The following is a 15,507-nucleotide window of genomic DNA, read 5'->3' on the forward strand; positions in this document are numbered from 1 at the left end:
CCACGCCCCAACGGAACACGACCCACCATCACAACCTCCGATCACCGGTGTTGCGACGACCCTCTGAACTCAAGTGGCCTTCGTTGCCAAAAACGCAACCAATGTGGCATTCGTTGCGTCCCGCGTACCCCTCGGTCACCGGAACAGGGTGTCCATCCGGCCCGGGAAGTCGGGGCCCTCGCCGCTCTGGGGTTTGCCGAGCGCGAGGAACGCGTCGCCGATGGCGCCTTTCGGGATCTCCAGGCCGGACGCGGGCAGGGACGCGGCCGCCGAGCGTTCCCCGGCCAGCAACGGCGGCAGCACGGGCTCGAACCGGTCCAGTAGGCGGCGCGTGCTGGCGCGATCCCCGAGTGCGGCCATGCGGCCAGTCTCGGTGCGCCGGCCGGACACCGGCAACGGGTTGGCGGGTGCCCGTACGGAACTCTTACAAACGGTCTTACAAAGGACGTGCATGAACGAGGCCGAGCACATCTCAATCAACACCGAACGGGTGGTCGTGATCCGAACCGCTAACGGGTGGCACGACCCCGGCGATCCCCGGAGTGGCACGGCCAAGTCGGCCGAAGGGGTGGCGTGTGCGGCGATTCTGGACCATTGTGTTGGCGGCGGTCGGCGCGGGTATCGCGGTGATACCCGCGGTGCTGAAGCCCGCCAGTGCGGCCTCGCCGTGGCTCGCGGTCGGCGCGGTCGTCGTATGCGCTGGTCTGGGCGCTTTCATCGATCACGCCCGGCGTCGCGGTGAATCCGGGCTTGAGCAGCGGGACCAGTCGCACAAGGCAGTCCTGAACGGGTGTTTCTCGGTGGACGGGCGGCGTTTGCCGCGGGTTCGGGATGTCACTGATCCGACGCTGCTCGGCGTGCACCAGACCGCTGTCGCGATCGAGGACGGAAACGTTTCCGCATCGGTTCCTCCTTATGTGGCCAGAGACATCGACGAGGAATTCCGCCAGGCGGTTTCGCAGGGCGGCTTCGTCGTGCTGGTCGGCGACTCCACGGCAGGCAAAAGCCGGACCGCCCACGAGGCCGTGCGGGCCGTGCGCCCGGCGGACACGCTGCTGATCCCCCGGTCGCGCAACGACGTCCCGGCCGCTGTCCAGCATGTGCGGCAGTCGGGCAAGCCCTGCGTGCTGTGGTTGGACGACCTGGAGCGGTATCTCGGTGCCGTCGACGGGTTGACCGCCAACCACGTGGCCGCGCTGCGAGGCCTTGGCCGCCAGGTCCTGGTGTGCGCGACGTTGCGGGCCGAGGAACGCAGCAGGCTGCTCGACCTCGGCCGAAGCGGGGACGAGTCCAACCGGACGAGCGAGCGCGAAGTGCGTCAGGTGTTGTCGTTGGCGGTGACGCTCCGTATCGAGCGGCGATTCTCCCCTGCCGAGATCGTGAGCGCGACGGCAATAGCCGGTGAAGACCCCCGAATCGCCACAGCGGTCACCCGGGCGAGCGAATACGGCATAGCCGAATATCTCGCCGCCGGCCCACAACTGCTGTCACGGTGGCAGGACGCGCACGCACCAGGGCAGAATCCGCGTGGCGCGGCACTTGTCACGGCGGCTGTGGATTGCAGGCGAACCGGGTTGGTGCGACCGTTGAGCCGCGAACTGCTCACCCGGTTGCATGAGCACTATCTGGCGGCTCATGGCGGAAGCAAACTGGCCCCGGAATCGCTGGACGACGCGTTTGAGTGGGCAACCGAGAAACAACAAGCAACGACCGCGCTCCTGCACGGCGACGACGCGAACGGCTACACCGTGTTCGACTATCTCGTCGACAGCGTGCAGCGCAGGACGACTCCGGCCGACCGGGTACCGGAGGAATGCCTGCGGGTGATGCTCGAATACGCCGACCGCACGGACTTGTTCGCCATCACCAATCTGGCGGTCGACTACGGTTGGTACTCGCTCGCGACCGTCTCCAGTCAGGCGGCGCACAAGCTCGCCAAGGAGCTGGCCGAGGACCACCCGGACGTGCTGAAGGCGGAACACAATCTGGGGCGCGTCGCGATGTGGACCGGCGACTACCGGCGAGCGCTCGACAGCTACCGGAAAGTCCTGACCATGCGGACGACGGCGTTGGGCGCGGAACACATGGACACGCTCGCCACCCGCCATGACTACGCGTGGACGTTGTCGGCCTGTGGCGAGTACGAGCAGTCCGAGGCCGAATACCGTGACGTGATCGCGTTGCGCACGAAAACCCTTGGCGAGCTGCACCCGTTGACGCTGAGCGCACAGCACAACCATGCGTGGGCCGTCTTCCAGGGCGGCGACCCGCACCGGGCCCGCAAGGAGTACCAGGCGGTGCTGGCCATCCGTGAGAAAGTCCTGGGAGTGGGTCACTACAACACCATCACCACCCGGCACGACCTCGCGCGGATCGCGGCCTCATTGGGCGAGTACAGCCAGGCGCACAACGCGTACAAGGCCGTGCTGGCACAGCGGCTACGCACGCTCGGCGAGAAGCACCCGTACGTGTTGACTGTTCGGCACAACATCGCGGAACTGCATGAGGCGCAAGGGAATCTGGAACTCGCCGACGAGCAGTTCCGGGCTGTGCTGGCCGACCGGACCAGTGTCCTGGGCGCCGACCACCCCCACACCTTGGCGACACGGATCGAGCTCGGCAACGTCCTCGCCGCGCGCGGGCGACGGGCGGAGTCCATCGAGGTCCTCGAGTCCGCACTCGCGGCGTGCGAAGTCGTCCACGGCGGCACTCACCCGAAGACGACGCGTGCCCGTGACGCGTTGGCCACCCTCAGTGCTTAGCGAGCTTCGACGGCCACCAGATGCGTCCGCCGATGTCCATGGCCAGTGCGGGCACCAGCAGGGACCTGACGATCAGTGTGTCGAGCAGGACGCCGAACGCCACGATGAACGCGATCTGGGCGAGGAAAAGGATCGGCAGGACCGCCAGCGCCGCGAAAGTGGCCGCCAGCACCACACCCGCCGACGTGATCACACCGCCGGTGACGGTCAGGCCACGCAGCACACCGGAGCGGGTGCCGTGCTGGAGCGTTTCCTCCCGCACCCTGGTCATCAGGAAGATGTTGTAGTCGATGCCCAGTGCCACCAGGAACACGAACCCGAACAACGGCACCACCGGGTCGGCGCCGGGGAAGTCGAGCACGTGGTTGAACACGATCGCGGACACGCCGAGAGTCGCGGCGTAGGACAGCACGACCGTCCCGATCAGCAGCAGGGGCGCGAGCAGTGACCGCAGGAGGAACGCGAGCACCACGAAGATCACGGCCAGGACGATCGGGATGATCACGTTGCGGTCCCTGACCGAGATCTCCTGCGTGTCGAGCAGGGTCGCGGTCCGGCCGCCGACCCGCGCGTCGGCGCCGGGGACGGCGTGGACGGCCCCGCGCAGGCGTTTCACCGTCTCCAGTGCGGGTTTCGCGTCCGCCGGTGCGGACAGCGTGGCCTGGGCCTCGGCCAGGGCACCTGACCTGGCGGTGATCCGGACGTCGGCCACGCCGTCGACCCTGGCGGCCGCCGCGACCTCGTCGATCCTGTCCGACTTGGCGATGATCACCGTGGGACTGCCTGCTCCCGCGACGAAGTGCCGGGTCAGGATCTCCTGTCCGGTGACCGAGTCGGCGCGGTTGAGGAAGACGTCGGTCTGCGCGGTTCCCGATGCGCGCAACTGGGGCAGGAACGCCACGCCCGCCAGCAGAACCAGGCTGGTCACGACCCAGGTCAGCCGCGGCCGGGCGGCGATGATCCGGCCGACCTTCGCCCACGCACCGGCTTTGGCCCGGGCGTCGACCCCGGCTTTGGGCCGGTAGGGCCAGAACGCCGAACGGCCGAGGACGGCGAGCACCGCGGGCAGGAACGTCAGCGACACGATCAACGCGGCGCCGATCCCGATCGCGGCCACCGGGCCGAGGCCCTGGTTGGACCGGAGATCGCTGAACAACAGGCACAGCACGCCGAGTATCACCGTGCCCGCGGACGCCACGATCGGCTCGACGGTGGCGCGCCACGCCTTCCCGACGGCTTCCAGGCGGTCCGGGGTGGTGGCCAGTTCCTCGCGGTAGCGCGAGACGAGCAGCAACGCGTAGTCGGTCGCCGCGCCGAACACGAGGATGAACAGGATGCCCTGGCTCTGTCCATTCAGGTCGATGACGCCGTTGGTGGTCAGCGCGTACACCGTCAGACTGGCCAGTCCCAAGGCGAACACACTGGACAGCAGCACCACGAACGGCAGCAGCGGACTGCGGTACACCAGGATCAGGATCACCGCGACGACCGCACCCGCAACGAGCAGCAGCAGGCCGTCGATCCCGGAGAACGCCTCACCGAGGTCCGCGCCCAGCGCCGCCGGGCCGGTGACCAGCACGGTCAGGCCCGCGGGGGTGTTCTTGGCCAGGAGCTCGCGGGCCCGTGAGACGGCGTCTGCCGGGTCCACGCCGCCGTCGAAGGGCACGACCACCTGCAGGGCCTCGCCGTCGTCGGAGCGGCGTGGCGGCGCGACGGTCGCGATCTGACTGGTCCGCTCGGCGAGGAACCGTTGGTCGGCGTCGGTCACCCCGCCGGGGCGTTCGGCGACGACGATGGCCGGGACGACCTGCCGTTCGGCGAGCTGCCGCTGGAGCTCGGCGACCTTGGTCGACTCGGCGGACTCGGGCAGGAACGCGGCGCTGTCGTTCTCCGCGACCTTGGCCAACTTGCCCGTGAACGGTCCGCTGAACCCACCGAGCGCCAGCCAGCCGACGATCAGCAGGGACGGCAACAGCCAGCGCCTGCGCGACACGGACCCTCCCAGCACTTCGAATTTCCGATAGTTCGGTTTTCGAATTTCTGGGGACGATACAGTGCGACCGTGCGGAGCGCGAACGAACCCGAGGCGGACGACGCCACCCTCGTCCGGCTGCTGCGGCGGTTCACTGTGGAGAGTGACCAGTTCACGCGGCTGTTCGGGGACGCGCACGGGCTGCACCGCACCGACATGAACGCGCTGGTGATCGTGATGGAGGCCACCCGCCGCGGCGAACCGATCACCCCGACCGAACTCGCCCGCGCCCTGCACCTGAGCGGGTCGGCGACCACGACGGTGCTGGACCGCCTGGTGGCCGCCGGGCACGTCCGGCGAGATCGCGACCAGACCGACCGGCGCCGGATCGAACTGGCGACCTCGCCGACGGCCATGAAGGCCGGAGAGCGGTTCTTCCGGCCGTTGGGTGTTGAGCTGTCCCGCGCGTGGCGCGACTTCTCCGACGACGAACGGGCAGTGATAGCCCGGTTCCTCACGGCCAGCATCGACGCGACAGCGCAGACCCGCGCCCGGTTGAGTCAGCCGCGAGCCACGGCAGGCGACGAGGCGCCCTGACGAACCATCTCCGGTGCCCCGGCACCGGACGCGGGCACCTTGTACACCGCCTGTCCTCGTGCGTACGCCACCGTGTCGTCGTCGAGCCACTGTGGCTGGTCGTCGACGTGCTCGGGCTCCGCGAGGGCGGTGTCACCGCCGGACGCGAGGTCGAGCACGTGCAACCGCCACCGATCGCCGATACGGAACTTGTAGGCGATACGCGTGCCGTCAGGAGACAGTGACGGACACTCCACGTTCTCCCGCCACGACGTCAACGTGCGTGTGTCGAGCGAACCGCGCACCAGCCAGGTCTTGCCTTCCGATGCCGCGGTGGCGTAGAACGTGCGGTCGTCACGCGAGAACGTGACGCCCCAGTAGTTCACGTCATCCGCGGTGTGCGGGCGACCGTCCACCAGCAGCGCGAAGTCCTCGAGCGAGCCGTAGTGCTTGCCGTGCACCAGGTCGTAGATCCCGGCCGTGGTGGAGAACGTCCCGACGCCCCCGATGTACGAATCCCCGGCCCGGAACACCGTCCAGGCCACCAGTCGCCCGGTCGGCGCGACACGAGCCCGGCTCGGTGTGCCCCATTCGGTCAGACGAAGCCGTTCCCCGCGCGCGTCGAGCACCAGCAGCTCGGACTGCATCGGCACAGCCGTGACGCGCAGACACACCAGCGTGCCCGCGGCCACGTCGACCCGTTGGCAACTCGGCCCGCCGCGCTCAGCCTCACGCACACGGCCGGTCGAATCCACGTACACAAGCGCGCCACTGCCGAGGTCCAGCTGCTCTTCCCGTTGCGCGCCAACGGACCGCAGGCCAACGAAAGCCGCGCAAGCGAGCACGACAACAGAAACAAGCACGACACCCAGCCATGTCCGGTTCATCGCCGTGCTCCGATCAGGATCGCGCCAGCCAGCACCAAGGCGTACACACCGAACGCCGGAGCCAGGTTGAGTCCAGTCGCGACAACGCCGAACAACACCGCGCCTGCCGCACGCGCCAACGCCTGTGCCGTTTGCACCAACGCAAGTCCAGTGGCACGTACGGACTCCGGTACCAACGGCCCGACGAACGCCATCAGCACGCCGTCGGTACACGCGTAGAACACGCCATGGGCGACGGTCACCAAGGCCGCGATCACCCACCCATGCCATGAAGCCGCGACAACCAAGTACGCGATGACCAACACGGCGTGCCCAGCCAGGAACACCCGCCACCGCCCCACTTTGTCAGCGAGCCGCCCGACCGGTGCGGCGGCCACCATGAACGTCAGCGCGGTCGCCAACGGCAGCAGCGGCAGCACACCCGCTGGCAGGCCCGCTGTGCGTTGCAGCCCGACGAACAGGAACATGTCGCCGACCGTGCACACTCCGAGCAGCGCGGCGATCAGGCATACGCGTCGCACAGCGCGGTCTCGCACGAGTCCCCAGCTCAGCGCGGGCCGTGCGGCGACTGTACCGCGTGGTGCGCGAACGAACAGGGCCAGCACCACCACCGCGATCACGCCGAGGCAGAAACTCACCGCGAACACCGCGGTGTAATCCATGAGCAGCAGGCTGAGCAGGGCGAACGCCACCAAGGGGCCGAGCAGCGCCCCGGCCGTGTCCAGCGCCCGGTGCACGCCGAACGCCCGGCCGAGCGCGTCCGGCGGCGTGGCCAGCGTGATCATCGCGTCGCGCGGGCCGGTCCGGATGCCTTTCCCGGCCCGGTCGACGCCGATCACCAGGCCGATGCCCGGCAGGGACGGCCCGGCCAGCGGAAACCCGAGCTTGGCCACCGCTGACAGGCCGTAGCCGACCAGCGCGACAGCCTTCGGGCGGCGCAGCCGGTCGGCCAGATGCCCACCGAACAGGCGCAACAGTGCCGTCGCACCGGTGTACAGGCCGTCGATCGCACCGAGTTGCAGGTAGCCGACGCCCAGTCCGTAGACCAGGTAGAGCGGCAGCACGGCGGTGACCATCTCGGCGGACATGTCGGTGATCAGGCTCACCACGCCAAGCCCGATGACTGTGGAGGACACCGCGTGGGTCGACCGGCCCGCAGGCAGGTCGGATGAGCGGATGGAGGAGACGTACATCGCGGAACCTTTCCGGGATGCGGCGCACCGCCGAAGCGGTACGCCGTCCCCACACTCACCCAGTTGCCTTGTGGCACTTTCCGGACACGGTGTCGGTGTACGTGCGTCCGGCGACCGGCACGAAGTCGTGGCGGTAGCCCGTCGCGGTGAGCGTCAGCTTGGCGACGCCGAAGGTCTTGGCGTTGCCTGCCTCCTGGACAGCCGCCGAGTTCATGTCGTAGCTGTAGAACCCACGGCCGCCGGTGCCGACCAGCAGTTGCCGCACGCCGTTGACGTCGTCACGGGCACCGTTCGGTTTGGACGGCGCGAACCGCTGGTAGTTGTGGTCGTGACCGACCACGACGAGGTCCGCCTTGGCGTTGTACAGCGCCTCGAAGAACGGCGTGATGGACGTGTTGTCGCCGTGGTCGCCGCGGCTGAAGCGCGGGTGGTGCCAGTACGCGGCGGTGCACGGCTTGGTGCTCGCGGCCAGGTCCTGCTTCAGCCACGTGACCTGCGCCGAGGACGCGGTGCGGGAGATGTTGGAGTTCAACGCGACGAAATGCCAGTCGCCCACGTCGAAGCTGTAGTAGCCCTTGCCGCGTTCGCCTGCCAGCGAGCCGAAGTAGTCGAAGTACCCGGCCGCCGATGGCGTTCTGTACTCGTGGTTGCCCGGCGTCGGGTGGACGATCGACCTGAACTGGCCGTAGTTCGGGTCGTAGCGCTGCCGGTACTCGTTCAGGCTGCCGGAGTCGTAGGCGTTGTCCCCGGCCAGGACGAGCGCCTGGGCGTTCATGTTCTTGACCACGGCCGCGGTCTGGTCGCACGACGATCCGCACAGGTCGCCGACCGCGGCGACGATCGACGTCGCCTGGGCCAGTTCGTTCGCACCGGCCTGGTAGGAGTCGATGGCGTAGCTGCTGCCGCTGTCGGCGAAGTTCGCCGTGACACGAACACAGTCGCCCTCGAACGCCCTGGTGTGGAACGCTTTGCCCGGCCAATGGACCGCGGTGAGGGTGTACACGCCGGAACGCGACCCGGCGAGCGTGACGGAGTCGTTGCCGCGCAACGACAGTTCGGTGAACCGGATCCGCATCCACTTCGCACCGGGCGCACACACGTCGCCACCGGAGAACGAGCGCGCCACCTTGCCGGTGGTCACGCCGGGCTCGGCGATCTGCTGGACTTCGGGGACCTGGGAGACAGCAGGTGGTTGCGCGGCAACAACAACGACCGCCACGGCCGCTGTGCAGATCAGGGAACGACGCCATCGTCGGCGCAGGGAAGATCTCATCGCCCATCCTCCAACAGGGTGCAGGGAAAGGACTTCCACCACGACACCGGTGGTGTTCTCGCAGGTCGGCGCGTGTTTTTGAAGTCCTCGAACGACTTTATCGCCGCTGGGCCGCGAGTCAACGAATCGGTCAAGCGGTCACTGGACAACTCTGAACGGCCCAGGCCAGGGTACTCTCGCCGCACCCTCCAGAAGGGATCCCGGGATGACCGCACCCACCACCCGCACCTGTGCCGAGTTCGGGGCCGCGTTGCGCGCGGCGATCGAGCAGAGCGGGCTGAGCCTGAACGAGATCAGCCAGCGCTTGCGTGACCGCGGCACGCCGGTGAGCGTGAGCGCGTTGAGCTACTGGCAGAACGGCGAGAACCGCCCGGAACGCGCGAGTTCTCTCGCCGCGGTCGCGGCGCTCGAGGTGATGCTTGGCCAGCGCCCGCGGACGCTGACCTCGTTGCTCGGCCCCCGCAGGCCCCGTGGCCGGATGACCGGCCGGCGCCCCGACCAGGCCGTCACCTACGACCAGATCTGGCGCAGGCCGGAGAACGTGGCCCGCGCGTTGTCCAAAATAGATGCTGTGCCCGCGGACCTGGACACCCCGCACCGGCTCTCGCAGTTCGTGTCGTGCCGCGTCAACGCACAGGGTTTCGAGGAGTCGATGCGCGTACGCAGGCTCGTGCGCGCCGACCACGACGCCACGACCAGGTTCATGTTCGTGATGCGGTGCAGTGCGCTGCCCACCGCACCCGTGGTCACGTTCACCGAGGGGTGCCAGGTGGCCAGGTTCCGCGCTGACGTCCCGAGCTCGACGTCGGTGTTCGAGTTCGCCCTCGACCGTCCGCTGGCCGCCGGGGAACTGGCCGCGGTGGAGTTCGCGCTGCGGTTCCCACCCGGCCAGACGAGCAGGCACACCCAGATCGCGATCCACCGGCCGGCGCGGGAGATGGTGCTGCACGTCGCGTTCGACCCGGCGATGCTGCCGCGCACGTGCTTCGGCTACTTCCAGCCCCGCCGCGTGCTGCCCCGGGAGAACCGGCCCGGAGCGACCTTCGACGAACGCACCACCACGTACCAGTTCATCACGCTGGACGCGGCGCCTGGCCAGTACGGAGTCGAATGGAGCTACTGACAGACAAACGGAACATCGCTCCATTATCATACGGAACCATGTTCCAGTCAGCGCGGAGGGTCGCACGGTGAGCAACGAGGGACGTTCGAAACGCGCCGACGCCCGCCGCAACGAGAAAACCCTGCTCGCCGCGGCCGCGGCGGTTTTCGTCACGTCAGGTGTGGACGCGCCGGTGCGCGACATCGCGGCCAAGGCCGGTGTCGGCATGGGGACGATCTACCGCCACTTCCCCACCCGCGCGGACCTCATCATCGCCGTCTACCGGCACCAGGTGGATGCGTGCGCCGAAGCCGGACCGGCGCTGCTGGCCGACAGCGAGTCCCCGCACACCGCGTTGCGGAAGTGGATCAACCTGTTCGTCGACTTCCTGGTCACCAAACACGGCCTCGCCGAGGTCCTGCGGTCCGACAAGGGCGGCTTCGACACCCTGCACACGTACTTCCTCGACCGCCTGGTGCCCGTCTGCGCCGAACTGCTCGACGCAGCGGCCGCCGCGGGCGAGATCCGCTCCGACCTCACAGCGCTGCAGCTCATGCGCGGCGTCGGAAACCTCTGTATCGGCGCCGACGATCCCCGCTACGACGCCCGCCAACTCGTCGACGTTCTCATCGCGGGGCTGCGCCGATCGAGGTGACAGCGCCGACCGAGGCTCGGCCGCCGGATCCGTGGCGTTCAAGAAGACCGCTGCCTGAGGGGTCGCCACACGAATGGTGCGGATCGCCTGCTCGAGAACGCGCATCCGGGTTTCCGGGGCCGTCACGCACGAGGGTTTCGGTTCGCGCAACGCGTCGACGACCACAACCGGCTCGCCGAGGCCGCGGGCGAACTCCGTGGACCACGCCTGATACGCGGCTTCGACCCCAGCCCATACCGGCTCTGCCGTTACCCGCAACGACGTCATAGTTGCGACATGTCGCATCTGTGACACCGGCCAGGTAGTGACTGATCCACCCGCTGCCCCGACGCTGGTGCGATGCACTGGAGATCACGCTTACTCGCCATCGGCTGCGCCGGTGCACTCGTCCTCGGCGCCGCGCAGGTCGCAGGCGCCGCGCCTGCCCCAGCGGCGCCTGGCGCCACCGGCAAGGCTGTCCGGCACGCCATCACCCTGGTCACCGGCGATACCGTCCACATCGAACAGCTACCGGACGGCAAGCAGGCCGCGGCCATCCAGCCCGGCCCCGGTCGCGAGCAGATCGCCTTCCACCAGCAGGAGGTCGACGGCAACCTGTTCGTGTTCCCGCAGGACGCCGTGCCGTCGCTGACCAGCAGACGGCTCGACCGCGCCCTGTTCAACATCACCGAACTCGTCCGGCAGGGCTACACCGACGAGCAGACGCAGCAGTTGCCGCTGATCGTCCGGTATGGACCGCAGCGCGCGACGCTGGCCGCGGCCGAGGCCGGGGTGACGCTGGCGAGCGTGCGCAGCCAGGCTGTCCGGGCCGACAAGCGCCGGGCTGGTGAGTTCTGGCAGTCCGCGAGCGGCGTCGAGCGGATCTCCCTCGACCGCAAGGTGCGGGCGTCACTGGACCACAGCGTCCCGCAGATCGGCGCGCCGGAGGCGTGGGCCGCCGGGTACGACGGCACCGGCACGACCGTCGCCGTGCTGGACACCGGCGCCGACGCCGGTCACCCCGATCTGAAGGGCAAGATCGCCGGTTCGGCCAACTTCACCACCACGGCGGACACCGTCGACCACGTCGGCCACGGCACGCACGTCGCGGCCACCGTGGCGGGCAACGGCATCCGCAAGGGCGTGGCTCCCGGGGCGAAGCTGCTGGTCGGCAAGGTGCTGGACGACGAGGGCTCCGGCTACGAGTCGTGGATCCTCGCCGGGATGGAGTGGGCGGCCAACTCCGGCGCCAAGATCGTCAACCTGAGCCTCGGCGGCGCCCCGACCGACGGCAGCGACCCGATGAGCCAGGGCCTCAACGAGATCAGCGAACGCACCGGCACGCTGTTCGTCGTCGCCGCGGGCAACGACGGCGCGAGTGGCCCGTACAGCGTCGGCACCCCGGGTTCCGCTGACGCGGCGCTGACTGTCGGCGCGGTCGACCGGGCCGAGAAGCTCGCGGACTTCTCCAGCCGCGGGCCACGCGTGACCGACATGGCCGTGAAGCCGGACATCACCGCGCCGGGTGTGGACATCGTGGCCGCCCGAGCGGCGGGCACCTCGATGGGCAACCCGGTCGACGACAAGTACACCGCCGCGTCCGGCACGTCGATGGCCACGCCGCACGTCGCGGGTGCCGCGGCGATCCTGGCCCAGCGCAACCCGACCTGGACGGGCAAGCAGCTCAAGGACGCGTTGGCCAGCACGTCGAAACCCGCCGACATGACCGTGTTCGAGCAGGGCGGCGGCCGGGTCGACGTCCCGCGCGCGGTCAAGCAGGGCGTGTACGCCACCGGGACGCTCAGCATCGGCGCTGTCACAGACACCGTCGTACGCAAGGAGACCACGTACACCAACGCCACCCCCGCACCGGTCACCCTGACCCTGGCGCTCGACCTCAAGTCGTTCAGCGGGACCCCCGCCGGTGACGCCGTCCGCCTGGACAAGTCCACTGTGGAGATCCAGCCGGGTGGCACCGCGACCGTCGGGATCACCGCGGACGGCCCGAAACTGAAGCACGGCACGTACGGCGGACGCCTGACGGCCACGGCCAACGGCGTGCTCGTGCACACCGCGGTCGGCCTGAACAAGGAGGCACCACAGCACAAGGTGATCGTCGTTCCCCTGGACACCAAGGGCAAGCCGGGGTTCTTGCCGCTGTTGTCGATCTGGGGAGAAGACTCCCGGTTCGACAACCGCTGGACCCCGAAGCCCGACGGTACGTGGGAAACGGTGGTGGCCGAGGGCAACTACTACCTCTCCGCCATGGTCACCGAGAACGAGAAAAGCGCGTACATGGTGGTCAAGCCGACAGTCCGGGTCACCAAGGACACCACGGTGACGGTGGACGCCCGCGAGGCCACACAGGTCGTCGTCGAGACACCGCAGCCGTCGCGGCAGAAGGGGATCTTCAGCTTCTACGCGCACCGCGAGTTCGGCAACCGCAACATCACCAACTACGTGATGAAGTTCGAGGGCACCCGCAAGCTGTACGTCTCGCCGACCGAGAAGGTGCGGGACGGGGCTTTCGAGTTCGGCAGCCGCTGGTCGCTGGTCGCGCCGGTGCTCACCGCCACCCCGCTGGCACCGAACACCAAGCTGGAACCGGAGTACATCGCCGGCTCCCCGAAGATCAAGGGAATCCGGCTGTGGCAGACGGTACCGGTCGGCGCCGGGCAACCCGGGGACTACCGGGGCAAGGACGTCCGCGGCAAGATCGCCCTGGTCAGGCCGACACCTGAGCAGTACGACGACGTCGTACTCGCGGGCAACGCCGCCAAGGCGGGCGCGGCGATGGTGCTGATCGCGGACCCCGAGGAATGGAGCGCGCAGGCCAGGACCAGCCGTGACCTGCCGATCCCGACGGCCAGTGTGACCTTCGAGGAGGGCAAGCGGCTGATCGAAGCGGGCAGGCACTTCCCGGTGTTCGTGTTCCTGCACGGCGTCCCGGAAAGTCCGTACCTGTACGACGTGATGCACGTCGAACAGGGTCAGGTCCCCAACCGCGTGGTGTACCGGGTCAACGAGCGCAACTCGGCCGTTGTGCGGACCGCATACCACGAGTCCGGTGGCGACAATCAGCTCAAGGAGCAGCGGTTCGGCTGGCGGCCGTGGCAGAAGACGGCTGTCAACCAGTACCAGCGGATCGTGGCCAGCCCGTCGGTCCGCGAGGAATGGGTGACCGCGGGCGACACGACCTGGCAGCACCGGGTCAAGCACCAGCTCAGCTGGGAGAGCATGAACCCGCTGCTCGGTGGCATGCTGGAGGCGCCGCGCAAGTACCGCGCGGGGGAACGCGTCGAGGACGAGTGGTACTCACCGATCACCCGTCCCGCCATCCCCAGGGGCGTCCCCGACATGCAGTCCACGCGCAACGGCGACACGCTGCGGCTGCGGATCCCGGAGTTCAGCGACGGCGCGAACACGCACTACGCGTTCACCAACGACGACTTCGGCGAGTTGCCGGACAAGCAGTCCGCACGGCTGTTCAAGGACGGCAAGCTGCTGACGTCGGCGCCGGACGCGTGGCGTGACTTCCAGGTCTCCCCCGAACCGGCTACCTACCGGCTGGAGATGACCGTCGAGCGCACGGGGGAGAACTGGCAGTTCGCCACCCGCACGGACAGCGCGTGGACGTTCAAGTCGCAGAAGGGCGACGGTCAGCTCCCGTTGCTCCAAGTGGACTACTCAGTACCGGCCGATCTGACCAACAAACTCCCGGCTGACCGCCGGGTGACCGTCGGCTTGCACGCCCGTCACCAGAACGGCCCCACATCGGCGAAGTTCAAGGCGTGGGTGTCCTATGACGACGGGAAGGGCTGGCGGGAGGTCCAGGTCGACCGCCAGGGACGTGCCGTGATCGACCACCCCAGGTTCGACCGGACGAACGGTTTCGTCGCGTTGCGTGTGCAGGGCGTTGACGCGGCGGGCAACGCCGTCGACCAGACGGTGTTGCGGGCGTACGGCCTTCGCTAACCAGAGGCCACGGCGCCAGTGGGCCCCGGTCTCCACCCCTCGTGGAGACCGGGGTCTGCCGTTTCCAGCCATCCGCGCCTGCTGACCTCCCACGCCAGCTGCATGCGCGTCTGGGCGTTGACCCGTCGCATCACGTCGGAGATCTTGCGTTGCACGGTGCGCTGGCTGACCTGCAACTGGGTCGCGATCGCCTTGTCGGTGACCCCGCTGACCAGCAACGACAGCAGGAACCGCTCGTCGGCGTCGACCCGGTCGGACTGGTCGACCAGCAGCGGCGACCCGCGTTCCCAGTAGCTTTCGAACAACGCGATCAACGCGGTGAGCAGGTTGCTTTCCCTGACCAGTGCCGCGGTGGGCTCGGTGACGCCGTCGGCGTGCGGGACCAGCGGGCACAGCGCGATCGAGTCGTCGGCGATGCCGAGCCGGACCGGCAGCGTTGCCACGGACCTGGCGACCTCGCCGTGCCGGACACCCGCGGCCACACTCTCGATCATGCCGGGTTCCTCCAGCAGCTCCCGTTCGTAGAGGACCCGGTACCGCACTCCCCTGGCCTGTGCCTCGAACTGCTCGGTGTTCTCCGACGCGGGCATGACCACGTGACCGGCCCGGCAGAACCACCGCGTCTCGTACTTGGCGTTGAGCTGCAGCTGCACCACCTGCTGGCGGATCGCGGCCTTCCCGGTGACCACTTCCACCAGCTGGGACGGGTCCCGCCTGCGCGCACTGCCCCGGTACTCCTCGACCAGCTCGGCGACGGCGTTGCGCGCCCATTCCAGCGACTCCTGCCCGCGCAGCAGCAGCGGGCCGAACGCGACGTCCGGCGGCGCGGGCACGTACCGCTGCTCGTTCGGCGCGACCTTGGTGATCAGGCCCTTGGTGTGCAGCGACTGCAGGATCTCCAGCACCTCGTCCACCCCGAACCCGAGCCGGTCGGCGATGTCCGCGGGCTCCGCCCGGAACGCCCCCACGACCTGCCGGTACACGCGTTCCTCGTCCGGCGTCATCCCAATGGCTTCCAGCACGTCATGCAGCGTAAAGCGCGTGTATACCGATCACCGAGCACAAGTGACCAAGCCGGAAGATCCAGGTCAGGCCCGGTGGCGAATTCAAGACACCTCGCCAGGCCAACTGCG

Annotated in this window: 11 protein-coding genes; 5 read left to right on the plus strand and 6 right to left on the minus strand. The window is 68.6% G+C overall.

Annotated features, from left to right (window positions below):
- Nucleotides 1–135 precede the first annotated feature (135 nt).
- Nucleotides 136–360, minus strand: coding sequence for a hypothetical protein (locus tag ALI144C_RS00555; RefSeq protein ID WP_076984992.1), 225 nt, complete (start codon nucleotides 358–360; stop codon nucleotides 136–138).
- Nucleotides 361–575: 215 nt separating this feature from the next.
- Between ALI144C_RS00555 and ALI144C_RS00560 the strand changes: the two genes are divergently transcribed.
- A complete protein-coding gene (locus tag ALI144C_RS00560) occupies nucleotides 576–2,762 on the plus strand; it encodes a tetratricopeptide repeat protein (protein WP_143230302.1) in 2,187 nt (728 codons plus the stop codon).
- Here ALI144C_RS00560 and ALI144C_RS00565 read toward each other — a convergent pair.
- A complete protein-coding gene (locus tag ALI144C_RS00565) occupies nucleotides 2,752–4,755 on the minus strand; it encodes an MMPL family transporter (RefSeq protein WP_076985015.1) in 2,004 nt (667 codons plus the stop codon). The genes ALI144C_RS00560 and ALI144C_RS00565 overlap by 11 nt on opposite strands.
- Nucleotides 4,756–4,824: 69 nt before the next feature.
- On the opposite strand from ALI144C_RS00565, the gene ALI144C_RS00570 reads away from it, so the two are divergent.
- Entirely contained in the window at nucleotides 4,825–5,331 is a 507-nt protein-coding gene (locus ALI144C_RS00570) for a MarR family winged helix-turn-helix transcriptional regulator (protein ID WP_076984994.1), read from the plus strand.
- Here the strand turns inward: ALI144C_RS00570 and ALI144C_RS00575 are convergent.
- From ALI144C_RS00575 to ALI144C_RS00585, 3 genes are read right to left on the minus strand one after another with little or no spacing between them, the layout of a single operon-like run.
- On the minus strand, nucleotides 5,295–6,197 hold the full coding sequence (locus ALI144C_RS00575; RefSeq protein ID WP_076984995.1) for a TolB family protein: 903 nt from the start codon (nucleotides 6,195–6,197) through the stop codon (nucleotides 5,295–5,297). The genes ALI144C_RS00570 and ALI144C_RS00575 overlap by 37 nt on opposite strands.
- Nucleotides 6,194–7,390 (minus strand): MFS transporter, encoded by a 1,197-nt coding sequence (locus ALI144C_RS00580; RefSeq protein ID WP_076984996.1) that lies wholly within the window; start codon nucleotides 7,388–7,390, stop codon nucleotides 6,194–6,196. The genes ALI144C_RS00575 and ALI144C_RS00580 overlap by 4 nt, the downstream gene beginning before the upstream one ends.
- A gap of 55 nt (nucleotides 7,391–7,445) precedes the next feature.
- Complete coding sequence (locus ALI144C_RS00585) at nucleotides 7,446–8,663, minus strand: metallophosphoesterase family protein (protein ID WP_083752581.1); 1,218 nt, start codon at nucleotides 8,661–8,663, stop codon at nucleotides 7,446–7,448.
- Nucleotides 8,664–8,868: 205 nt separating this feature from the next.
- Between ALI144C_RS00585 and ALI144C_RS00590 the strand changes: the two genes are divergently transcribed.
- From ALI144C_RS00590 to ALI144C_RS00600, 3 genes are all read left to right on the plus strand, one after another.
- Nucleotides 8,869–9,786, plus strand: coding sequence for a helix-turn-helix transcriptional regulator (locus ALI144C_RS00590; protein WP_076984997.1), 918 nt, complete (start codon nucleotides 8,869–8,871; stop codon nucleotides 9,784–9,786).
- A 67-nt stretch (nucleotides 9,787–9,853) separates the two neighbouring features.
- A complete protein-coding gene (locus ALI144C_RS00595) occupies nucleotides 9,854–10,420 on the plus strand; it encodes a TetR/AcrR family transcriptional regulator (protein ID WP_076984998.1) in 567 nt (188 codons plus the stop codon).
- A 339-nt stretch (nucleotides 10,421–10,759) separates the two neighbouring features.
- Nucleotides 10,760–14,374: a S8 family peptidase gene (locus ALI144C_RS00600; protein WP_076984999.1), complete on the plus strand. Its 3,615-nt coding sequence runs from the start codon at nucleotides 10,760–10,762 to the stop codon at nucleotides 14,372–14,374.
- Here ALI144C_RS00600 and ALI144C_RS00605 read toward each other — a convergent pair.
- Complete coding sequence (locus tag ALI144C_RS00605) at nucleotides 14,371–15,396, minus strand: helix-turn-helix transcriptional regulator (protein WP_076985000.1); 1,026 nt, start codon at nucleotides 15,394–15,396, stop codon at nucleotides 14,371–14,373. The genes ALI144C_RS00600 and ALI144C_RS00605 overlap by 4 nt on opposite strands.
- Nucleotides 15,397–15,507 lie beyond the last annotated feature (111 nt).

Origin of the sequence: Actinosynnema sp. ALI-1.44 (assembly GCF_001984155.1) — a bacterium.
Classification (GTDB): domain Bacteria; phylum Actinomycetota; class Actinomycetes; order Mycobacteriales; family Pseudonocardiaceae; genus Kibdelosporangium.